Annotated in this window: 22 protein-coding genes; 9 read left to right on the top strand and 13 right to left on the bottom strand. The window is 68.3% G+C overall.

Annotated features, from left to right (window positions below):
• Nucleotides 1–3: 3 nt before the first annotated feature.
• The 10 genes from ABD255_RS42580 to ABD255_RS42625 all read right to left on the bottom strand — a co-directional run bounded on the left by ABD255_RS42580 (nucleotide 4) and on the right by ABD255_RS42625 (nucleotide 11,315).
• Nucleotides 4–2,106: a hydantoinase/oxoprolinase family protein gene (locus ABD255_RS42580; protein ID WP_344222573.1), complete on the bottom strand. Its 2,103-nt coding sequence runs from the start codon at nucleotides 2,104–2,106 to the stop codon at nucleotides 4–6.
• Nucleotides 2,107–2,392: 286 nt separating this feature from the next.
• On the bottom strand, nucleotides 2,393–3,829 hold the full coding sequence (locus ABD255_RS42585) for a dihydrolipoyl dehydrogenase family protein (protein WP_344222574.1): 1,437 nt from the start codon (nucleotides 3,827–3,829) through the stop codon (nucleotides 2,393–2,395).
• 1 nt (nucleotide 3,830) lies between these two features.
• Complete coding sequence (locus ABD255_RS42590; RefSeq protein ID WP_344222575.1) at nucleotides 3,831–4,388, bottom strand: hypothetical protein; 558 nt, start codon at nucleotides 4,386–4,388, stop codon at nucleotides 3,831–3,833.
• A gap of 200 nt (nucleotides 4,389–4,588) precedes the next feature.
• Nucleotides 4,589–6,220, bottom strand: a complete 1,632-nt coding sequence (locus ABD255_RS42595) for an FAD-dependent monooxygenase (protein ID WP_344222576.1) — start codon at nucleotides 6,218–6,220, stop codon at nucleotides 4,589–4,591.
• Complete coding sequence (locus ABD255_RS42600) at nucleotides 6,217–6,999, bottom strand: alpha/beta fold hydrolase (RefSeq protein WP_344222577.1); 783 nt, start codon at nucleotides 6,997–6,999, stop codon at nucleotides 6,217–6,219. Before ABD255_RS42600 ends, ABD255_RS42595 begins: the two co-directional genes overlap by 4 nt.
• Before the next feature lie 304 nt (nucleotides 7,000–7,303).
• Complete coding sequence (locus tag ABD255_RS42605; RefSeq protein WP_344222578.1) at nucleotides 7,304–8,068, bottom strand: 3-hydroxybutyrate dehydrogenase; 765 nt, start codon at nucleotides 8,066–8,068, stop codon at nucleotides 7,304–7,306.
• Nucleotides 8,065–8,931, bottom strand: coding sequence for a VOC family protein (locus tag ABD255_RS42610; protein WP_344222579.1), 867 nt, complete (start codon nucleotides 8,929–8,931; stop codon nucleotides 8,065–8,067). Before ABD255_RS42610 ends, ABD255_RS42605 begins: the two co-directional genes overlap by 4 nt.
• A 6-nt stretch (nucleotides 8,932–8,937) precedes the next feature.
• Nucleotides 8,938–9,753: an alpha/beta fold hydrolase gene (locus tag ABD255_RS42615; RefSeq protein WP_344222580.1), complete on the bottom strand. Its 816-nt coding sequence runs from the start codon at nucleotides 9,751–9,753 to the stop codon at nucleotides 8,938–8,940.
• Between the two features lie 107 nt (nucleotides 9,754–9,860).
• Nucleotides 9,861–10,505 (bottom strand): TetR/AcrR family transcriptional regulator, encoded by a 645-nt coding sequence (locus tag ABD255_RS42620; RefSeq protein ID WP_344222581.1) that lies wholly within the window; start codon nucleotides 10,503–10,505, stop codon nucleotides 9,861–9,863.
• Nucleotides 10,506–10,574: 69 nt separating this feature from the next.
• Nucleotides 10,575–11,315: an IclR family transcriptional regulator gene (locus tag ABD255_RS42625; RefSeq protein WP_344222582.1), complete on the bottom strand. Its 741-nt coding sequence runs from the start codon at nucleotides 11,313–11,315 to the stop codon at nucleotides 10,575–10,577.
• 118 nt (nucleotides 11,316–11,433) lie between these two features.
• On the opposite strand from ABD255_RS42625, the gene ABD255_RS42630 reads away from it, so the two are divergent.
• Genes ABD255_RS42630 through dmpG form a run of 3 tightly spaced genes read left to right on the top strand, consistent with a single transcriptional unit; the run spans nucleotide 11,434 to nucleotide 14,179 of the window.
• The gene (locus tag ABD255_RS42630; protein ID WP_344222583.1) at nucleotides 11,434–12,231 is read left to right on the top strand and encodes a 2-keto-4-pentenoate hydratase; all 798 of its coding nucleotides are present in this window, start codon (nucleotides 11,434–11,436) and stop codon (nucleotides 12,229–12,231) included.
• Nucleotides 12,228–13,172 (top strand): acetaldehyde dehydrogenase (acetylating), encoded by a 945-nt coding sequence (locus tag ABD255_RS42635; protein ID WP_344222584.1) that lies wholly within the window; start codon nucleotides 12,228–12,230, stop codon nucleotides 13,170–13,172. Before ABD255_RS42630 ends, ABD255_RS42635 begins: the two co-directional genes overlap by 4 nt.
• Entirely contained in the window at nucleotides 13,169–14,179 is a 1,011-nt protein-coding gene (gene dmpG / locus ABD255_RS42640; protein WP_344222585.1) for a 4-hydroxy-2-oxovalerate aldolase, read from the top strand. Before ABD255_RS42635 ends, dmpG begins: the two co-directional genes overlap by 4 nt.
• On the opposite strand, the gene ABD255_RS42645 is transcribed toward dmpG, so the two are convergent.
• Nucleotides 14,065–15,570 (bottom strand): oxidoreductase, encoded by a 1,506-nt coding sequence (locus ABD255_RS42645; protein WP_344222586.1) that lies wholly within the window; start codon nucleotides 15,568–15,570, stop codon nucleotides 14,065–14,067. The genes dmpG and ABD255_RS42645 overlap by 115 nt on opposite strands.
• Nucleotides 15,563–16,159, bottom strand: a complete 597-nt coding sequence (locus ABD255_RS42650) for a TetR/AcrR family transcriptional regulator (protein ID WP_344222587.1) — start codon at nucleotides 16,157–16,159, stop codon at nucleotides 15,563–15,565. The genes ABD255_RS42645 and ABD255_RS42650 overlap by 8 nt, the downstream gene beginning before the upstream one ends.
• Nucleotides 16,160–16,259: 100 nt before the next feature.
• Here ABD255_RS42650 and ABD255_RS42655 point away from each other — a divergent pair, with 100 nt between their 5' ends.
• The 6 genes from ABD255_RS42655 to ABD255_RS42680 all read left to right on the top strand — a co-directional run bounded on the left by ABD255_RS42655 (nucleotide 16,260) and on the right by ABD255_RS42680 (nucleotide 20,958).
• Nucleotides 16,260–16,856, top strand: a complete 597-nt coding sequence (locus ABD255_RS42655) for a TetR/AcrR family transcriptional regulator (RefSeq protein WP_344222588.1) — start codon at nucleotides 16,260–16,262, stop codon at nucleotides 16,854–16,856.
• Nucleotides 16,853–18,007, top strand: coding sequence for a GDSL-type esterase/lipase family protein (locus ABD255_RS42660; RefSeq protein ID WP_344222589.1), 1,155 nt, complete (start codon nucleotides 16,853–16,855; stop codon nucleotides 18,005–18,007). The genes ABD255_RS42655 and ABD255_RS42660 overlap by 4 nt, the downstream gene beginning before the upstream one ends.
• Nucleotides 18,008–18,078: 71 nt before the next feature.
• Entirely contained in the window at nucleotides 18,079–18,846 is a 768-nt protein-coding gene (locus ABD255_RS42665; protein ID WP_344222590.1) for a maleate cis-trans isomerase family protein, read from the top strand.
• Nucleotides 18,843–19,487, top strand: a complete 645-nt coding sequence (locus ABD255_RS42670; protein ID WP_344222591.1) for a VOC family protein — start codon at nucleotides 18,843–18,845, stop codon at nucleotides 19,485–19,487. The genes ABD255_RS42665 and ABD255_RS42670 overlap by 4 nt, the downstream gene beginning before the upstream one ends.
• Nucleotides 19,484–19,729: a hypothetical protein gene (locus ABD255_RS42675; RefSeq protein ID WP_344222592.1), complete on the top strand. Its 246-nt coding sequence runs from the start codon at nucleotides 19,484–19,486 to the stop codon at nucleotides 19,727–19,729. The genes ABD255_RS42670 and ABD255_RS42675 overlap by 4 nt, the downstream gene beginning before the upstream one ends.
• Nucleotides 19,726–20,958 (top strand): alpha/beta fold hydrolase, encoded by a 1,233-nt coding sequence (locus tag ABD255_RS42680; RefSeq protein WP_344222593.1) that lies wholly within the window; start codon nucleotides 19,726–19,728, stop codon nucleotides 20,956–20,958. Before ABD255_RS42675 ends, ABD255_RS42680 begins: the two co-directional genes overlap by 4 nt.
• 58 nt (nucleotides 20,959–21,016) lie before the next feature.
• Here the strand turns inward: ABD255_RS42680 and ABD255_RS42685 are convergent, their stop codons facing one another.
• Nucleotides 21,017–21,760, bottom strand: coding sequence for a TetR-type transcription factor C-terminal domain-containing protein (locus tag ABD255_RS42685; RefSeq protein ID WP_344222594.1), 744 nt, complete (start codon nucleotides 21,758–21,760; stop codon nucleotides 21,017–21,019).
• Nucleotides 21,761–21,763 lie beyond the last annotated feature (3 nt).

A 21,763-nucleotide genomic window follows, 5' to 3' on the forward strand; every position in this document is an offset into this window, starting at 1 on the left:
TCCTCACTGGTAGCTCAGAACGAGATTGCCGAGATGGTCGACACGACCCGTGACGCCGGCCGGCACCACCACCACGGTGGTCGGCACGTCGACCACCGCCGGGCCGACCAACTCGTGACCGGCGCGCAGAAGTGCGTAGTCGTACACGGGAGTGGGCTGAAAGCCGAGTTGGGAGTCCAGGCACACAGACCGCTCCTCGATGAGCGCCTCGGAGGGGTCGGTCCCGGCCGCGTCCCCGATGCGCGGAAGCTCGACCGGGAAGCCCAGGTTGGCCTTGGCCCGAACCCGGTAGGTGATGGCCTGGACGCCGGCCGCACGGTAGCCCGCCCCTGATCCGTTGATGCGCTCGTAGTGTTCTTCGAAACGCTCGAGGATCTCTTCGCCGGTCTCCGCGGTGAACCGGGTGGCAGGCACCGGCGTGGTGAGTTCGGAGACCTGCATCGAATAACGCAGGTCGATCTCACGCTGCAGCGTGACCGATTGGAATTTGACCTGCTGCCGGTCCAGTGCGCGCTGGAGGTCGCTCTCCAGCCGCTCGTAGTAGGACTCCAGCACCGTGTGGTCGATCGGGAACGCCGAGGGGTCGGAGAACTCGGCGCTGATGATCACGTCCGAGGCGGCCAGCCCGTACGCCGAGAAGGCGGACGCGACGGGGCCGAGCGGCACGATCACCTCGCTCACACCGAGGTCCTGGCAGTAGCCCGCGCAGTGGGCGGGGCCGGCACCGCCGAAGGCGTAGACGACGAAGTCGCGTGGGTCGTAGCCCGCCTGGACCACGGCCCGGCGGAGCAGGTCGCCGGCCTGGGCGTTCTGCACCTCGTGGATGGCGATGGCGGCCTCCTCGACGGTGAGGCCGAGCGGCTCGGCCACGTGCTGCCGGATCGCCAGCCGCGCGAGGTCGGCCCTGAGTGGCTTCTTCCCGCCGAGCAGGCCGCGCTCGCTCATGATCCCGAGGACCAGGTTGGCGTCGGTGTTGGTGGGTCGGGTGCCGCCGTTGCCGTAGCAGGCGGGGCCGGGAACAGCTTCGGCGCTCTGCGGGCCGAGCCGAAGGTTGCCTCCGGCATCCACCGACGCGAGCGCACCGCCGCCGGAGCCGATCGTGTGCACCTGGATGGTGGCGGCATTGATGGGGAACTGGTTCACGATCGAGCCGGCCGCCATCACCGGCTCGCCGTCGACGATGAGCCCCGCGAGGAAGGTGGTGCCGCCCACGTCGGTGGTGATCACGTTGTGATGCCCGAGCTGCTCGGCCAGGCGCATGCCACCGATGACACCGCCGGACAGCACCGATCCCACTGTCGTGATGGCGTGCTCCGGTGCCCGGTCGGCGGTGATGGTGCCGCCCTCGCTCTGCATGACCAGCAAAGGGCCCTTCAGACCGCCTTGCTCCAGTTTCTCCTGAAGCGGGGTGAGGTAGGTACGCAGCCGAGGACCGATCTGGGCGTTCATGATGGTGGTCGAGGTTCGTGCGAACTCCCGGATGCGAGGACTGACGTCCGAGGAGAGAGTCACGTACATGTCCGGGGCGATCTCGTGGATCAACTCGCGGATCCGGCGTTCGTGGACGCCGTTCTTGAACGACCACAGGAGGCACACCGCGATGGCCTCGACGTCCTGGTCCACCAGTTGCCGCGCGACCCGCCGCACCTCGTCTTCGTCGAGGGGGACCAGAATCTGACCTGCGTAGTCGATCCTCTCGGTGACTTCGAGCGCGCGGTACTTCGGGATCAGCGGTGCGGGCTTGCGCCCACGCAGGGTGTCCTGGATCTCGTGGGCCGACCGGCCGAGCGTCCGGCCCTCGGCGTTCATGATGTAGATCGCGTCGCGGTGCCCTCTGGTGGCGATGAGCCCGACGTCGGCCACCGACCCCTGGACGAGAGCGTTGATGGACGCCGTCGTGCCGTGAGCGATGTAGTCAGTCCGCGAGAGCAGTTCTCCGACGCCGATCCCGAGTTCGCCGGCCAACTCCTCGATCGCGCGCATGACGCCGACCTCGCGGCGGTCCGGGGTCGTCGGCGTCTTCGCCGAAACGATTCTGCCCGCGCCGTCCGATGCGACGGCGTCGGTGAAGGTGCCGCCGACGTCGATGCCGAGTGCGTATGGCATGTGCCTTCTCCTGGTGATCTCTTAAGACTGACGGGGCGCCGACGCGCCCAGTGACTGTGTGCAGCATCTCGCCGGGCCGAGGGAGGCGTCCGCTATCTCGGACTCCTGTATGTAACGTTCCCTAAGTAGATGTAACGTCCACTACACAGTAGAGCACTACGCTGCCGCTGTCACTCCTCAGATTTTCCGCTTGCCGCCCACCTTCGGGGGCAAGGTGCGCTGGTGTCTCGGCCCGGTGGGATCGGCCCGGTGGGATCGGCCCGGGGCGAGACATCAGCCGGACCAGTCAGCGGCCGTAGGCTTCCAGCAGCCGCAGCCACACTTCGCTGACGGTGGGGAAAGCCGGGACCGCGTGCCAGAGGCGGTCCAGCGGAACCTCGCCGACCACGGCGATCGTCGCCGCATGCAGCATCTCCGCGACGTCCGGGCCGACGAGGGTGAACCCGACGATCACCTTCCGTTCCTCGTCGACGACCATCCGGGCGTGACCGCGGTAGTCCTCGGCCTGCAAGGAAGATCCGGCGGTGGCGGCCAGGTCGTAGTCGATGACCCGGATCCGCAGCCCGGCGGCCTCGGCGGCGGCCGCGGTCAGTCCCACGGACGCGATCTCCGGATCGGTGAACACCACCTGCGGCACCGCGCGCTCGTCGGCGGTCGCCGCGTGCCGGCCCCACTGGCCGTCGTCGACCGCTTCACCCTTCGCGCGCGCCACGATGACGTCGCCCACCGCGCGGGCCTGGTACTTGCCTTGGTGCGTCAGCAAAACGCGCCGGTTCACGTCTCCGGCGGCGTACAGCCACCCGTCGCCGATCGGCGCGCCGTCGTCCCCGACGACCCGCATCGTGTCGTCGACCGTGAGCCACGCACCCGGCGTCAGGCCGACGGTGTCCAGTCCGACGTCCTGTGTGTTCGGAGTGCGGCCGATCGCGACGAGGAGTTCGTCGGCGTCGACCTGCTCGCCGTTGGTCAGCGTGATGGAGACCGTCCCGTCGTTGTTGCGTTTCACGGCACCGGCTTCGGCCCCGATGCGCACCGAGACGCCCTTGTCCCGCAACGACTCCGCGACTCGCTCTCCCACGAACGGTTCCGCCAGGTGCAGCACGCCGTCGCGAGCCAGCATCGTCACCGACGACCCCAGATCGGTGAACGCGGTCGCCATTTCCGAGGCCACGACCCCGCCACCGATGATGGCGAGCCGGCCCGGAATCTCCCTCGCCGCGACCGTTTCCCGGCTGGTCCACGGTGCAGCCTCGCGGAGGCCTTCGATGTCCGGAACCAGCGCGCCACTACCGGTAGCGACGACGACCGCGTGCCGTGCGGTCAGCGTCGTCGTGGTGCCGTCCTCGCCGGTCACCTCGACGACCCGATCAGAGCTGAACCGGCCGTGTCCGCGGTACAGCGGAACGCCCACCGATTCGAGCCAGGACACCTGTCCTTCGTCCTGCCAGTTCGAGGCGAAGGAGTCGCGACGGCGGAGCACCGCGGCCACGTCCAGGTCACCCGTCACCGCTTCACGTGCGCCGGGCACCTGCCGGGCCGTCCGGAGCGCCGCCGCGCTCCGCAGCAACGCCTTGGTCGGCATGCATGCCCAGTAGGAGCACTCGCCCCCTACCAGTTCCCGCTCGACGATGGCGGCGCTCAGGCCGCCCTGCACGAGTCGGTCGGCGACGTTCTCCCCGACCGGACCCGCGCCGATGATGACGACGTCGTAAGTGGTGGTCATGTCAGTTCCCCTTGGTAGCGCGGCCGAGACGGATCGCCGAGACAAGGAAGAAGATGCCGCCGAGGACTGCGTAGCCGCCCACGTTGGTCAGCGCCGGGTTCGACGCGGAGGCACCCGCGAAGAACGACCCGCCGGCCAGCACGGACAGACCCCCGCTGAGGATCATCGGCACCTGGCCACCCATCTTGCGACGGCTGACGGCCACGATCAGTTGGATCAGCCCGGCGACGATCGCCCAGGCGCCCCACACGCGCAGGACCGCCGGCACACCGGAGGCGCTGGCGATCGCCAGACCGACGGTGGCGAGCAGGCTGATCGCGATGTTCACGTACAGGCCACGAGCCGGCCCGTTGGCACCGGACGAACGAGCGTCCACGACGGCCGCGGCGACGTCGAACAGGGGATACAGGACGAGCAGAGTGACGGCGAGAGGCCCGAGGTGAGGCTTGGTGGTGAACAGCAGGACGGCCCAGACGATGGCGAACGCGAACCGCACGAAGTACAGCCGGCGCAGCGCCGCCGCGATTCCTCCGGCGGTAGGTGAGTCAACGGTGGTCACGATGATCCTTCCAAGTATTTGAAGAAGTGGATGCGCGATTCAGCAGGTAGACTGAACGTTCGTTCCACAGCATGACCGGTTCACTCGACGCTGTCAAGACAGAACGTTCTATCTGTCCATGGGCGCGGTGGTCCCCTGCCCGCCGACGCGACGCCGGCGGCCTGCGAGCTCAGGTGCGTATTGCGGTTTCCTGGTGATCTCTACCGCTGGTGGGCGGTGACGCGCCCGGTGACTGTGTGCAGGAGTTCGTCGGGACGAGCGTCCGCTCCGCCCATCCATGCGACGTGCTGGTCGGGGCGCACGAGCAGCAGTGCAGCGGGATAGCGGTCAGGCCACTGACCGGACAGGTCGACCACGGCGAGAGGAATCCCGAGCTCCCGCGCCGCCGAGGTCCAGTGCTTCACGCCGAGACTCGGGTCCGTCCGCAGCAGGGTGAAGCCGGGGCCGAGTACGTCGAGCACCGACAGGCCACCGCCGAGCCAGACGTGCGGCAACCGGAACCCCGGCTGCGCTCGATCCTGGAAGTCACCCATGGTGATCGCGGCCTGGTCCTCGCCGCCGACCACCAGGGGCGAGTCCGCGTAGTGGTAGCCGAAGCTGAAGCCGTCGGGGGAATACCGGTGCCGCTCCGTGGCCGCGAGTCGGTCGGCGAGCTCCGCACGAGCGCGCTCCCCCTCCGGTCCGGGCAGGTGGATGTCCGGCGAGACGTCCGCGAACGAGCCGCGCGCGGTCGAACCCACCGCGTTGGCGAACTGCTCACCCACCGGCTTGCGCTCCAGCTCGTACGCGTTGAGCAACTCCGGTGGCGACCACCCGTGGTGGACCGCCGCCAGCATCCAACCGAGGGTCGCCGCGTCCTGGATGCCGGCGTTCATGCCGAACCCGCCGACGGGGATCCAGACGTGGGCGGCGTCGCCGGCCAGGAACACCCGTCCCGCGCGATAGCGCTGGGCGACGAGCCGGCGTCCGGTCCAGCGCACCACGCCGAGCACCTCGTGCTCGACGGGACGCCCCACCGCCTCCCGCAGGAGTTCTTCGGGGTCTTCACCCTCGGTGTCGTGGTCGGGAGCGAAGGCGACGTGGTTGAGCCACAACGATTCGCCGTCGATCGCGATCAACGAAGCGATCCGGCGGCCGTAGGTCCAGTACGTCCAGGCTCGATCCCGTGCGGCCAGCCGCCCCAGCTCGGGCGATCGGACGAATGTCGACACGAACTGCTGGATCGCGTCGACACCCTCGTAGCGGATGCCGAGCCGGCGTCGGACCGCGCTATGGGCGCCGTCGCATCCGACCACGTAGGCGCAGTGCAGAGTACGACGCGCGCCGGCGGTCTCCACGACCGCCTCGACGTGGTCGTCGTACTGCTGAAATTCGACCAACCGGGTGCCGCGCTCGAGGGTCAGCCCGGGAAGCTTGCTCGCATGCCGCTCCAGGATGGGCTCGAGGAACAGCTGAGAGATCCGGTGCTGCGGCTCCGGCGTGGGCCAATCCTCCTTGCCGGCACCGGCCAGCACATCACGAGCCGAGGGCAGGTCGATGCGGAAGATCTCCTCACCGCTCAGGGTGGTCCGGTAGTGGATCGAGGTCGGGTAGTCCGGAGGTAGCCCGGCCCGTCGGATCTCGTCGGCGAGCCCGAGCCGCCGGAAGATCTCCATCGACCGCGCGGACGTGGTGTTGCACCGGGGATTGACGCCCCGTTCCTCGGTCGCCTCCACGACGTGACACGCCACGCCACGCCTGGCCAGGTCGATGGCGAGGGTCAGGCCGGCAGGGCCGGCGCCGACGACCAGGACGTCGACTCGGTTCGCACTGTTGCTGATGGGCTGTGTCATGCGCTCAGGAACTCTCCTACCAGTTTGCAGAACTCATCCGGCCGGTCGACGTGGATCCAGTGCCCCGCCCCAGCCACGACCGCGAGGCGGCCGTGGGGCAAAGCGTCGACGAGCCGCTCGGAAACCTCGACGGGCGAGACCCGGTCGAGTTCCCCGTGCAGCGCGAGGACCGGGTTGACGATGCTGATGAGATCGATGGGTGGGGGGCCGCCCTCGATGTCGGCGAACATCGACCGGAACGCCGACTCGGCGCCAGGGCGTAGGGCTTGCCGCATCCGGACATCGGCGAGTTCGTCGAGCAGTTCACCGTGGACGCTCTCGTCGGCCACCAGCCGGCCGAGCGTGGCCCGCATGGACTGCTTGGTCGGATCGTCGTAGAAGGGGACCGCCGGAGGCAGCGGTCCGGTACCTGCTCCCCCCATGACGACCGCGCGGTCGATCCGGCCAGGCGCCAACGACAGGAGAGCCAGCGCCGCAGCCCCGCCCGCGGCCGAGTTGCCGACCAAGTGCACGCGGTCGAGGCCGTGGCGGTCGAGAACGTTGAGGATCTGTCGTGCCCGGGCCATCGCCCAGGCCCGCGGCCCTTCGATCCCGCCGGTTCCGGCGATCCGCGTGCCGAACCCGAGGAGATCGGGAGCCAGGCAGCGGAACTCGCTGTCGAACCTGGAGCGCACGCTCGCCCAGTTGCTCACGGCATCGACGCCCGGCCCGCCGCCATGCAGCAGCACGAGCGCCGGGCCTGCGCTTGCCTCGGCGGCATTCTCCGGAGTGGCCAACACCTGGAGCCTCCTCGCTGGATCGTACGTCGGGTCGAAGTTCACGGCAGCCGGGAGAGCAACTCGTCGGTGCCGATCAACTGCGAAGAGGTCAGGGACATCACCCGCAACGCAGCCAGGTGCACTGAAGCGGCCGGTTATGGCCACCTCATCGTGTGTATGTAGCGCTCACTCTACAACTTCGCTGATGTCTTGACTACCGCCCGACCCGCTTGTTCAGGGAGACCGGCCGCCGATGCTTTCGCGAAGTTCGAGGTGTAGTCGGCGGAGATTTCGGCGGGAGCGGAGCGGTCGCCGTCCAGGCGGTTCAGGAGGCGCTCCAGCCTCCATCGAGGAGCAGTTCGGTGCCGGTGACGGATGTCGCCTCGGGCGAGCACAAGTACGCCACCGCGCCGGCGACCTCGTCGGGCTCGATCAGGCGTTTCACCGAAGATCGGGCCAGCAGTACCTCCGACAGCACGTCGTCGGTGGTCAGCCCGTGCGCCGCCGCTTGGTCCACCAGTTGGTTCTCGACCAACGGGGTACGAACGTACCCGGGGCACACGCAGTTGCTGGTGATCCCCTTGGCCGCACCCTCGAGCGCGATGACCTTCGACAGTCCCAGCAGTCCGTGCTTGGCGCTGACGTAGGCGGACTTGTAGGCGCTGGCCCTCAGGCCGTGGATGCTGGAGATGTGGACGATCCGTCCCCAACCGCGTTCGTACATGTGCGGGAGGACGGCACGGCTCAGCAGGAACGGCGCCTCCAGCATCAGCCGCAGCATGAACGCGAACCGTTCGGGCTCGAACCGCTCGATGGGCGCGACGTGCTGAACCCCGGCGTTGTTGACCAGAATGTCGGCTTCGAACTCCCGCTCGGCCAGGTCGGCGGTCTTGCTGAGATCGATGGCGAGGACCTCGCCACCGATCTGCTCGGCCGTTCGCTCTGCCCCCTCGGCGTCGATGTCGCACACCGAGACGTGGGCGCCGAGTCGGGCGAGCCGGGTCGCCACGGCAGCGCCGATCCCGCTCGCCGCGCCGGTGACGACGGCGCGGCGACCGGACAGATCGGGCCCGGAGACGGTCTTCGTCATGACTCGGGGGATGCGAAGGGGCTGGCGCCGGCGTGGTGGTGTCCCCACTCGTCCGAGCGGCCGAAGTCGTGCGGGACCCAGTCGTCGCCCACCTCGATGCCACCGCAGCCGATTTCCAGGTGGAACCCGCTGGGATTCCGGACGTAGAAGGAGATCGCCTTGTCGTTCATGTGCCGGCCGAGGCTGATCGAGATCGGCACATCATTGGCCTTCGCCCGGTCGTACGCTCGCCCGACGTCGTCGATCGAACCGTGTTCGAACTCGAGGTGGTGGATCGACGGCGTCTCCGCGTTCGCGAGCGCGATGCTGTGATGAGTCCGGTTGCAGCGGAAGAAGTACAGCCCAGGAGCGCGGTAGTCGGTCAGTTTGAACTCGAGTACCGACTCGTAAAGATCGCGAAGTTCCTGGAGCTTGGGGCTGGCCAGGACGAAGTGTCCCAAGCCGGTGACGCCGGGACCGCCGGCCGGGCGATCGGCGCCGAGGCGCACCTTGGCTTCGCCGACCGCCAACTCCACGCGGTAACCGACCGGATCGGTGAACCAGCGGAGGTGGGTTGCGCCGCGCAACTCCTTCTCCTCCACAAATCCGTCCTCGACGGCAAAGCCGGCGTCCGTCAAGCGCTGGGTGAGGCGATCGAGCTCCCATGGTGAGTCGACGATCCATCCGAGCTCGCGCGGAGTGTCCTCAGTGGACGGATACAGAGCCACGCGGTACTTGTACTCGTCGAGCTCGGCCAAGGTGACTTTGTCCGTGCCGGCCTTCGCGTGGTTGACACCGATTCCCAGCGTCTGTCCGAGCAGGTCGGTCCACGCCTCGACGTCGGTGACATTCAGTCCGACGTAGCCCAGCTTCCTGATACCCACGATGGGTCATTCCTCCGATGCGGCGGCTGCTCCGCCCTGCAGAAATTCGCGGACAATGTGGTTGAACTCGGGCGCGCGCTCGTACTGAACCCAGTGCCGGCAGTGCGGGAGCACGCGCAGCTCCGCGTTCGGGATCCCCTCGAGGATCTTGGGCGCCCAGGTCAGGGGAACGGTCTGGTCCTCCCGGCCCCACACGAGCAGCGTGGGGGCGCCGATGCCGGCCAGGTCGGGGGTCAGGTCGCCGAAGTTCGGGGGGATCGGCAGTTCGGGGTGGGCCCGAAGACTCGATGCGTACCGCTCGTCGATGAGCTCCTCGGTCGCCAGGGACTCGTCGAAGACCATCAGGCGTACGAACTCGGCCATGGCCTCGCGCGAAGGCTTTTCCGCGGCCATGTAAGCGAAAAGATGCTCGAGCCCGACGGGCCAGGGCGGCGCGTTCGCCGGGAGGACTCCGCCCGGCGCCATCAGGACCAGCCGGTCCACGTGGGCCGGGTAACGCATCGCGATCCGCATGGCCACAGCGCCCCCGTAGGAGTTGCCCACCAGGTGGGCTCGTTCGATCCCGAGCGCCGTCATCGCGCGGCGGACCCGGTCGGCGGCGTGGAAGATCAACGGCTCGTCCGTTTGGGGCCGCGGGGACTGGCCCCAGCCCGGCAGGTCGATCACGATGTTCCGGTAGTCCTCGAAAGCAGGCAGGTTCCCGCCGAAGTTGCTCATCCCCGTAGCGCCCGGTCCCGAGCCGTGCAGCCACACGACCGGGCTGCCCGAACCGGCATCGGTGTAGGCCAGTTGCGCGTCTCCGACATCCAAGATGCTCGTCACTGCGCCGCTCCTCACTCCGTGTATGTAGCGCTCACTATACAAGGAACGACGGTGTAAGCAAGGTCAGCCTGCGACCAGGCGATGATCCGGGTGCGGCTGGTCCGCCTTCAGCGTTTACGCTTTGCCGCGCCGCCTCGCTGCTCCGCCAAGCCGCGGATCAGGGAGACGAACGGGGCGACCTGCGAGCTGTAACTCATGCCGTCGAAGCTGTTGGTCACCGAAAGGCCGTCCGTCAGGGCGCGTCCGAGAACAGCCAACTGCTCGACGAGGGCTTCGTTGCTCTTGCCGCCGTTCGGCGCGAAGACCGGAGTGAGCGCCTCCACCCAGGACGCGTGGGCGTAGTCGCGGATGCGGCGCACGGTCTGCTGGACCGCCTCGGCATCTTTGTGCGGGCCGACGCTGATCGCGACCAGAAGCCGAAGGTAGTCGGGTCGCTGATCCAGGGAACGGCACGCCGCGGAGAACCACTCTTCAAGACGCTCGAGCGGAGCCAGGTCGTCGAACGACGACGGATTCGGGAACAAGGCGTGCATCTCCTCGAAGGTCCGTTCGAGGAGTGCTGCCAGGACACCGAACTTGTTCCCGAAGTGGTAGTAGATCGAACTCGGTGGCAACCCGGACTGCGCCGACAGGTCCGAGATGGCCATGCCGTCGTACCCTTTTTCGCCGATGAGGGTGCGAGCCGCGTTCAAAATGTTCTCTTGGCTGCTCAAGCCGGCAGCAGCCGGCGCAGAGCCGGATTCCCTCACCATGCGGTCATGATAGGTCCGCCTCGGCGTCCCTCCCCCACCGGGCGCGGGGCCGCCGGGGTTCTCAGTCGGCTACCTCAGCGTGCGGGACAAACCGAGCGCGGCTGTCCGCACTGCCGGGGCGAGGTGCGCCGGCCGGAACTGCTCGCGCGGGACCGCCACCGACACGGCTGCGACGGCCACCGCGCCGGAGAACACCGGGGCGGCGATGCAACTGACGCCGAGCGCCGCTTCCTGTTCTTCGTACGCGAGCCCGGACACCTGGGTTTGTTCCAGGGCGGTTCGCAACCGGACCGGGTCGGTGATCGAGAAGGAAGTCAGCCGCGGCAGCGGATCCGCGAGGATCGCCTCCGTCAGTTCGGGCAGGGAGAACGCGAGCAGCGCCTTTCCGATCGCCGTGCAGGTGAGTGGCAGCCTGCCGCCGATCCGGGACGGCAGCGGGATGGCATCGTGGCCGTGGATGCGCTCCAGGTACACGACATCGCGGTCGTCGCGAATTCCGAAGTGGACGGTTTGGCGGGTGCTTTCGAACAGGTCCTGGAGAAACGGCAGCGCGGTTTCGCGAAGGTCGTGTCGACGCGGCACGAGTGACCCCAACTCGAACAGGGCACCGCCCAGCCGGTACCGCTCACCTTCGCGTTCCAGCAGGCCGAGCCGGACTAGGTCGCCGACCAGGCGGAAGGCCGTGGTCTTGGTCAGCCCCGCCTTGGCAGCGAGTTCCGTAAGACGGAACGATCCACCGTCTGGCCGATAGGAACTCAGGATCGACATCGTCTTGTCGAGCATGTTGCCAGTCGGCCTGTTCCGTTCCACGGAACAAACTTTGGCATACCTCGACTCTCCGACCTATACCTGAGAAGTCCTGGAGAAGTCACAGTCACGCCTTCGGAGGTCCACTGATGTCCTCGATCCGGAATCGCGGAGAGTCATGATGAGCACTGCCGTGCACAAGGCCGCGGAGCTGCTCGCGACCGCGGCCGACACCGGCACACCGTGCCCGCCGGTTCGCGATCTCTTCGCCGACGGTGACATCGACGCCGCCTACGCCGTCCAGCGGCTTCACGCCGAGCGCGAGCTTGCGGCCGGGCATCGCCTGATCGGACGCAAGATCGGGCTGACATCGCCGGCTGTACAACGGCAGCTGGGGGTCGACCAGCCCGACTTCGGGGCGCTGTTCTCCACCATGGCTCTGGCCGACGACGGGTCGGTGCCGGCTGGGCGACTCCTGCAGCCCAAGATCGAAGCGGAGATCGCGCTCGTCCTCGGCGCCGACCTCACCGGTCGCGACTGCACCCCGGCCGACGTACGCGCCGCGACGGCGTCCGTCTCCCCGGCCCTGGAGATCGTGGACAGCCGGATCGCCGACTGGGACATCACGATCGTCGACACCGTGGCCGACAACGCCTCCTCGGGCCTGTTCGTCCTCGGGGATGCGCGCGTGTCCATCGGCGACGTCGAACCGGCCGCAGTCGAAATGCGGCTGTACCGTGGCGCCGAGCTCGTCTCGGAGGGCAGTGGCCGCGACTGCCTGGGCGACCCGCTCAACGCCGCGGCCTGGCTGGCCTCCACGCTGGCTCGGCGCGGGGAGCCGCTGCGCGCCGGCGACGTCGTCCTCACCGGAGCCTTGGGGCCGATGGTTCCCGCCGTAGCCGGCGACGTCTTCACCGCCCGGATCTCAGACCTGGGTTCCGTCCGGATCAGCTTCGCCCCGGACGGGAGCGCGTCATGAGCGGCCGCACGAAGGTGGCGATCATCGGTTCGGGCAACATCGGCACGGACCTCATGATCAAGGTGCTGCGGCTGTCGGAACACCTCGACATCGCCGCCATGGCCGGGATCGACCCCGACTCCGACGGCCTGGCCCGGGCCCGCCGGCTCAAGGTCGCTACGACGCACGAGGGCATCGACGGTCTCGTGCGGCTGGACGAGTTCGCCGACGTCGATTGCGTCTTCGACGCCACCTCGGCCGGTGTACACCGGCGCCACGACGAAGTCTTGCGCGCCCTGGGCCGCACCGTCGTCGACCTCACCCCCGCGGCGCTCGGGCCCTACGTCGTACCGCCGGTCAACCTCGACGAACACCTCGACGCCCCCAACGTCAACATGGTCACCTGCGGTGGGCAGGCCACCATCCCCATCGTGGCCGCGGTCGGCGCCGTCACCCCGGTGCACTACGGCGAGATCATCGCCTCGATCTCCTCGCGCTCGGCAGGTCCCGGTACGCGGGCCAACATCGACGAGTTCACCGAGACCACCGCGTCCGCGATCGAGCAGGTCGGTGGCGCCGCGCGCGGCAAGGCGATCATCGTTCTCAATCCGGCGGAACCTCCGCTGATCATGCGCGACACCGTCCACTGCCTCGTGTCCGGCGCCGACACCGAGGCCATCACTGCCTCGATCGAGGCGATGGTGGGGCGCGTGCAGGCCTACGTGCCCGGCTACCGGCTCAAGCAGAAGGTCCAGTTCGAACCCGTCAGCCCCGACGACCCGCTGCACCGGCTGATCCCAGTCGGCGCACCCGCCGACGCGGTCAAGGTATCGGTGTTCCTCGAGGTCGAAGGCGCCGCGCACTACCTGCCCGCCTATGCGGGCAACCTCGACATCATGACCTCGGCGGCCTTGCGAACCGCCGAGCGCATCGCCGCCCACCGGCAGGAGAGCCTCCGATGAACGACCTGTACATCCAGGACGTGACCCTGCGAGACGGCATGCACGCCGTCCGGCACCGCTACACCGTCGAGCAGGCGCGGACGATCGCCGGGGCACTGGACGCGGCGGGCGTAGCCGTGATCGAGATCGCCCACGGCGACGGATTGTCCGGCTCCAGCATCAACTACGGCGTCGGCGCGCACACCGACTGGGAATGGATCGAAGCGGTCTGCGACGTCACCCGCCAGGCCATCCCGACCACCTTGCTGCTGCCCGGCATCGGCACCCTGCACGATCTGCGGCAGGCGTACCGCCTCGGCGTCCGATCGGTCCGGGTCGCCACGCACTGCACCGAAGCCGACATCTCCGCTCAGCACATCAGCGCAGCCCGTGAAATGGGCATGGATGTCGCCGGGTTCCTGATGATGTCCCACCTGGCCGAGCCCGCCGAGCTCGCGCGGCAGGCCCGGCTCATGGAGTCCTACGGTGCCTGGTGCGTCTACGTGACCGACTCCGGCGGCCGCCTGACCATGGACGGCGTCCGGGACCGCGTACGCGCCTACCGGGACCTGCTGGAACCGGAGACCGAGATCGGCATCCACGCCCACCACAACCTGGGCCTGGGCGTCGCCAACAGTGTGGTCGCGGTCGAGAACGGCGCCGTTCGAGTGGACGCCTCCCTGGCCGGACAAGGCGCCGGAGCCGGCAACTGCCCGATCGAGGCGTTCATCGCCGTCGCCGACCTGATGGGCCTCGACCACGGCTGCGACCTGTTCCCGCTGATGGACGCCGCCGACGAGTTGGTGCGCCCGCTTCAGGACCGCGAAGTCCGGGTCGACCGCGAGACCCTGAGCCTCGGCTACGCGGGCGTCTACTCCAGCTTCCTCCGCCACGCCGAAGCCGCGGCAACGCGCTATGGCCTCGACACCCGCACGATCCTCGTCGAAGTCGGCCGGCGCGGCATGGTCGGCGGCCAGGAAGACATGATCACCGACATCGCTCTCGACCTCGCGGCCTCGGGGAACTGACTCACGTCAACACCACTTCCAACGCCCCGAACTCCGAGGCACCTTGGCTCGTGCCAACGTCCACGACCCGCAGCCCTGGACCGACAGCCCCGCAGGACGCCGGCCGGTTCGAGTGGGTCATTGCCTCGGTGCGTGCCGCCGAATCGGCTGTGCCTATTCATGCCCAGCGCCGTCAGGCCGGCCTCCACGATGACGTTGAGGTAGCGCCGGCGCGCGTTTCGCTGGTCGCGAGCGTCGCTGAAATCACTCTGCTCACTGGCCTCCACCACCCGAAACCTGGCTGGATCGCTGCCCGATCCGCTGCTCGGCCACCGGTCCACGTCACGGACCTTCGCCAACGCGTCCTCCATCGACGGCGCGTGCAGCTCGTGCACCCGTCGCACTCCCTCATCGGGGCCCTCCAGCTCGATCCGATACCGCGACAAATCGTCTTTCATCAGCACTCCTTGGGTAATGGGCCGCGGCGCGACCTCGCAGCTTGATGACCGTGCCGGCCTGGACCTACTCACCCGCTCGACCGCGTGAGCAGGTCCAGGCGGTTGCGGTTCAGCCGAGCTGGGCTCCAGTCGGAAAGTCGGTGCTGATGGTGAGCTTCTGCCACTGATCGATCTCGGCGTCGACGCTGCGCGGCCGGCCCGGACCAGTCGCAGGGCGTCGGAGCCGAGAACCAGGTGTGCGGGCGGCTCCGGGGAGTTGAAGACCTCCAGTACGGCGGCCGCCGCTTTGGCCGGGTCGCCCAACTGGTTTCCGCTGGCGGCTTGGCGGGCGGCTCGGATCGGCTCGAACAACTCGTCGTAGTCGGCGATCGTCCGCTCGGCGCGGACCATCGACCGGCCGGCCCAGTCGGTGCGGAACGAGCCCGGTTCGATCGCGGTCACGTGGATGCCGAAGCCGGCGACCTCCTTGCCGACGGCTTCCAGGATGCCCTCGACGGCGTACTTGCTGCCGCAGTAGTACGACAGCCCGGGCACGGTCATCAGTCCACCCATGGAGGAGACGGCGAAGATGTGCCCGGCGCGGCGGCGTCGCAGATATGGCAGGACGGCCTGCACGGTCGCGACCACTCCGAAGACGTTGACGGCGAACTGGTCGCGCAGTTGCGACAGTGGCGATTCCTCGAAGACGCCTTCGTGGCCGTAGCCGGCGTTCGCGATCACCGCGTCGATCGGGCCGATTTGGGTCTCGATCTCCTCGACCAGCGCGAACACCGCCTCGTCGTCGGTGACGTCGAGCAGCCGGCCGTGGGCCCTGGACGGGTGCAGCGCGGTGAAGGCCTCGGCGTCCGCGGGTCTGCGGACGGTGCCGATCACGGTGTGGCCGGCGGCCAGTGCCCCTTCGGCGAAAGCGCGGCCCAGGCCGCTGCTCACACCGGTGATGAAGAATTCAGACATCAGTGGTCCCTCGGATCGTCGCGCACCAGATCTGTGCGCAGGTTTCGGCGGTGCGGTCGAGGTCGTCGCCGTTGACGCTCGCCCAGTAGAAGGTGCGCTCGGTCATCCAGCACAGCGCCTCGGCCATGGCCGGATCGGGACGGCTCGCCCGGGACAGCACCTCGGTCATGGCCGCGGCGTACCGAGTGACGGTTCCGGTCCACAACCCGCGGATCTCCGGTGCCCCGGACGCGAGGTCGACGGCGGCCCGGAGTACCAGACCGTGCTCGCGCCACAAGTCGGCCGTATGCCGCACCGAAGCCGTGATCACGTCGTCGGCTGAGGATTCCGCGGCCTGGGCGACGTCGGCCTGCTCGGCCATCGCGTCGACGGTCCTCTTGACCAGCGCCGTCAGGACGTCCAGCTTCGAACCGAAGTAGAAGTACAGAGCGGCCCGCGAGATCCCCGCTCTGTTGGCGATCGACTCGACGGTCATCAGTTCGATGCCGTCGCGCCCGAGCAGTTCCTCGGCCGCGTCGAGGATCGCCTTCTCCCGCAGGTCTCCCTTCCGTGGCCCGTGTCTCCGCTTACCACTGGTTGCCGCAGCCATACAAAGAAGTCTACACACCGTCGATAAAAATCAACGTGCTGTCGATAACAGATCAACCTATCATTAGTAGGGTAGTTCCTAATGGTATTAGGATCGGGGTATGGACAGACCCCAGCTCACCCGGACCGCGGTGATCGCACGCGGAGCCGAAGTCGCCGACACGAGCGGCTTCGACTCGGTGACCCTGGCCGCGATCGCCCGATCGTTCGGGGTACGAACCCCCAGCCTGTACACGCACGTCCGAGACCTGGCAGCGCTACGGGACGGGATCACCGTGCTCGCACTGGACGAACTCGCGGAACGGATCGGGGACGCCATCGCCGGGCGATCCGGATACGACGCGCTGGTCGGGTTCGGAGCCGCGCATCGCGGCTATGTCGAGGAGCACCCCGGTCGATGGGAATCGTTGCAGCGGCATGCGGGGGCCGACGCGGTCGCCGCACCGGCCGCGCGCCGCATCGTGCGAGTCACCGATGCGGTCCTGCTCGGCTACGGGATCAGCGGCGAGGACCGTACGCACGCCACCCGAATCGTCGGGAGCGCGCTCAACGGGTTCCTCAACCTCGAGCGAATCGGGAGCTTCGCGCACAGCACCCCGAGGGCCGAGCAGTCCTGGCACGAACTGATCGACGCCCTGCACTTCGTTCTTGCCCACTGGCACGACCGCGAAAGACTTCGTACGAAAGAGAGATCATGATCACCACGCCGCTCACGGCGGAACTCCTCCACGGCGCGATCGAACTCGAACCGACCGACCGTGGAACGCGTCCCCACCGGCTTCCGCGACTCGTCCGCGAACGATTCGCTGATTCGCAGCTCCAACTCATGGAGGCGCAGCCGTCCGGTGTGCGGGTCGTAGTCGTGACGACTGCTCGAAACCTCAGCCTGGAGGTCCACGCCACCCGCATCACCTACCGGGGCCTGAAACGTCCCCGCGGCGCGCTCGATGTGGTTGTCGATGGCTGTGTCCAGGCCTCCCACACCCTGACTGAGGGGGACAGCGTCGAACTGGATCTGGCGACCGGCACGAGTACGTTCGCGCCGGGCAAGTCCGACCACGTCACCGTGGCGGAACTTCCCACCGGGGAGAAGACGATCGAGATCTGGCTTCCCCACAACGAACAGGTCGACCTGATCGCCCTCCATTCCGACGCACCAGTGCGGCCCGCTCCTCAATCCGGACCTGTGTGGCTGCACCACGGCAGTTCGATCAGTCAGGGCTCGAACGCAAGCAGCCCCACCGGCATCTGGCCGGTAGTCGCCGCCCGGCGCGCCGGCGTACGGTTGCACAACCTCGGCTTCGGCGGCAGCGCGCTGGTGGATCCGTTCATGGCGCGGGTCCTGCGCGACACCCCCGCGGACCTCATCAGCGTGAAGCTCGGCATCAACGTCGTGAACCTGGACGCGATGCGGCTTCGCAGCTTCGTGCCCGCGATCCATGGCTTCCTCGACACCATCCGCGACGGCCATCCCACTACCCCACTGCTGCTCATCTCGCCGATCTTCTGCGCAGTTCACGAGAACACCTCCGGTCCGGGCGCGTTCGATCCGACCACGCTCGGCACCGACGCGGTCCAGTTCATGGCGACGGGACAACCAGGAGACACCGCCCACGGCCGGCTGACCTTGCGGGTCATCCGTACCGCACTCCAGGAGATCGTCGAGGCACGGGCCGACGACGCGAACCTGCACTATCTCGACGGCCGATCCCTGTACGGCGAAGCCGATGCTGATGCCTTCCCGCTCCCCGACGGGCTCCATCCGAGTACCGAAACCCACGCCCTGATGGGGACGCGGTTCGCGGAACTCGCCTTCACACCAAGTACCTGCGAGACCGCGGCCCCCTGAGTCATATTTGACACATGTGTTGACTTTTTGTCGCTACCGTCGAATCCTAGGAGGGAGACGAGAGGATTCGCATGGATCAGGTACGCGTCGGGCTGGTGGTGCCCAGTTCGAATGTCACTGTCGAGACCGAGTTACCGGCCATTCTGGGCCGGCATCCGTCGGCCACGTTCTCCTTCCACGGCAGCCGGATGCGGATGGCCAGGGTGTCGCCCGAGCAGCTCGCCGCGATGAACGCGCAGCGGGAGCGTTGCGTGCTGGAGCTCGGGGACGCGGATCCGGACGTGATCCTCTACGGGTGTCTCGTGGCGCTGATGTCCGTCGGTCCAGGAGAGCACCAGCGGGTCGAGGGTCTGATCGCCGAGCAGCTCGCCACCGGCGGGTCCCAGGCCAAGGTCCGATCGAGCGCGGGCGCGCTGGTGGAGGGTCTCCGGGCGATCCCGGCCCAGCGGATCGCGATCGTCACGCCGTACCTGAAACCGCTGGCCGAGAAGGTCGTGGCGTACCTCGAGGCGGAGGGCTTCGAGGTGGTCGACTGGCGCGCGCTCGAGGTCGAGGACAACCGCGAGGTCGGCTGCATCCCCGGCGCGCGGGTGATGGCCGCGGCACGCTCGCTGGAGCTCGGCCGCGCGGATGCCCTCGTCATCTCGGCCTGTGTACAGATGCCGTCCCTGCCGCTGATCGACCTGGCCGAACAGGAGTTCGGGCTTCCGGTGGTCTCGGCAGCGAGCGCCGGTGCCTACAGCATCCTGCGGTCCGCGGGCCTGTCCCTCGAACTTCGCGGCGCAGGTTCGTTGCTGCGTCGCGATGCACCCCAGCCGTCAGGAGGACTGACCCGATGAACGAGCTCGCCGGCCGCCACTTGGCCCGCGGTGTCGACCACGCCGCCTTCCCCACCTACGACCCGGCCGGAACCGTCCGCTTCTACCGTGACGTCCTCGGTTTCCCGGTGGTGCACTCGATCTGCGCCGCCGGCTGGGGACCGGACGACCACCCGGACTTCATCCACTTCTTCTTCGACATCGGCAACGACGACCGGATCGCGTTCTTCTACTACTTCGGTCTGGTCCAGCCGCCGCCCGCCGCCAAGGGCGATGTCTACGCACGTTTCGAGGCCGGTACGCCGGACTGGTTCGTCAGGTCGCGGCATCTCGCGATCCACGTCGACTCCGAGGACGCCCTGCTGGAGTACCGCCGCCGGCTCGACACGAGTGAATGGCCGGTCGAGATGCAGATCCAGCACGAGACGATCGAGTCCATCTACACCCACGACCCGAACGGCTACATGGTCGAGGTCACCCGGGCCCTCCGACCGGTCACGCCGCAGGAGGACCTGGACGCCAACCTCACCATCGACGCGCTGGTCGACATCGTGCGGCGCGAGGGACACACGATGGACGATCTGCTGACCCGCAAGGCCGAACTGATCGTGGAACGGGCCCCGACCTGGCAGAGTGCTCCCGAAGGCCCGGTGCACGCATGAACCGGCTGTTCGTCCTCGACGTACCGGAGAACACCCCGGTCGCCAAGGTCGCCGGGCAGGCCGACGGCGTCCTGGTGGACAAGCTCGGCCCGTACTTCGTGATCGCGTCCGATCGCTCGATCGTCATCGACCGTCGCGCCACCGGGTGCCGCCATGCCGTCTGGTACAGCTGTGTCGCCGGACTCGCCGGCGGCCGGATCGTCCAGTGGGACAAGGACGCGCTGCGGGTGGATCCGCGATGACGGAGACGGCGACGCGGCTCGGGTCCGGCCGTCTTTCTCCGACGATCGAAGCTCCCGCAGGCGTCACGACGAGTGTGCATGAACTGGGTACCGCCGACGGCGCCACAGCGACCGGCGTACTGCGAACTCCGCGCGGGGCGAAGGCGGTCGTCACGCTCATGCACCCTCGGCAGGATGTCACTCACCACCCGCTGGTGCCCTACCTGCTCACGATGGGGTACGCCGTCTGGACCCAGGGCTCACGGTCGCCGAACAACGACCTGAATCTCCTGCATGAGCAGGCGATCATCGACTTCGCCGCCGGTCAGGTCCTCCTGCGCGAGACCGGCTTCACCAAGGTCTACACGCTCGGCCACTCCGGTGGCGGCACGCTGGTCGCGTTCTACTGCCAGCAGGCCGGCCTCGCCCCTGGTGCGCGTCTGCGTGCGACACCGTCGGGGCGGCCGGTTCCGCTGGCCGATACCGAGATGCCGATGCCCGACGGCTGTATCTTCCTGGCGCCCCATCCCGGTCAGGGTGCGCTGCTGCGGCGGCTGATCGACCCGTCCGTGGTGAACGAGTCCGACCCGCTCTCGCTGGATCACGACCTCGACGCGTTCAACCCCGCCAACGGGTTCCGAGCCGCTCCTCAGTCGAGCAGCTACGACGATGCGTTCATCACCCGGTACCGGGTCGCTCAGGAAGCCCGGGTACGGCGCCTCGACGAGCAGGCCCGGCAATGGGTGGCGGATGCGCGGGAGGCGAATCGCGCCTTCAAGTCCCACGGCGAGGACGGAGACCGACGACGAGCGATCGCGCCCAGGCTGCTCACCGTCTTCCGCACCGATGCCGACCTGCGCACGGTCGATCTGTCGCTGGACCCCAGCGAGCGGCCGTACGGCTCGTTGTTCGGGCGCCGCCCCGACCTGACGAACTACGGCCTGGTCGGCTTCGGCCGGTTGTCGACTGCCGAGGCGTGGCTCTCGACCTGGTCGGCCCTGTCGACGAACGCCGACTTCATCCGCTGCGCGCCAGGCGTGACCATCCCGACCCTGCTGCTCGAGTTCACCGGCGACCAGGCGTGCTTCCCCGCCGACATCGCGCGGATGCGCAGCGCCCTCGGAGCACCCGAACTCACCGTCGACGCCGTACCGGGCACACACTTCGGCGGACCGATCACAGCGGGCCGGCCGAGCGGAACGTCGTTGGCCGCGGCCAAGATCGCCACCTGGCTGGCAAATCACCCCTGACCGGCCCTGCCTTCGCGGCTGACCGCCGGTAGCCCGCGGCGACGCTGCGGTACGCCGATCAATCCTCGGTGGCGAGGAGGCGTTCGAGGTGGCGGACGTCTTGTTTGAGGCGTTCGAGGGCTCGGATGCGCGGGTCGGCTTCTACTTCGGCGGCGTCGGAGGAGGCGACGGATGCGACCGCGAGGTCGGCGATGGTGCCGGCGACCCGGGCATTGTCCTCGGGGGTTCCCGGACGATGCCACCAGGCGACCCAGTTGCACTGGCCGATGATGGCCAGTGCGGCGACGCGGGCGTCAACCGGGCGGAACTCGCCGGACTCGACGCCGGCCTCGATGACCGCCACGATCTCGCTGAGAACCTCGCGGCGGCTCGTGTCGTACGGGCCGACCAGTTCCTCCGGCAGGTCCGCCTCGGAGCGGATCAGCAGCTGGAACTTCGCCGGTTCGGTCGCCTGCTGCAGCGCGATGGCGTGGGCGATCCGCCGAAGCTTCTCGGCGGCGCCGAGCTCGCTCTGCCGGCGGATCGCGCGCAGCGCGCGGGCCGGGCCCTCGGCGAGCTCACTGACCAGCTTGGCGAGGATCTCGTCCTTGTTCTTGACGTAGTGGTAGAGCGCCGGCCGGGTCAGACCGGTGGCGTCCGCGATGTCCTTCAGGCTGGTCCCGGCGAACCCCCGCTCGGCGAACAACCTGGTCGCCTCGGCGATGATCTGACTCTCCACCAGGTCACGGCGGGTATTGCTCCGGCCGCGTTCCGGCCCGTCGGCGTCGACGGCCTTCTTACGCGGCTGCCGGGTCGAAGTCATGCG

It is taken from the genome of Kribbella sancticallisti, assembly GCF_039530625.1.
Taxonomy (GTDB): Bacteria; Actinomycetota; Actinomycetes; order Propionibacteriales; family Kribbellaceae; genus Kribbella; species Kribbella sancticallisti.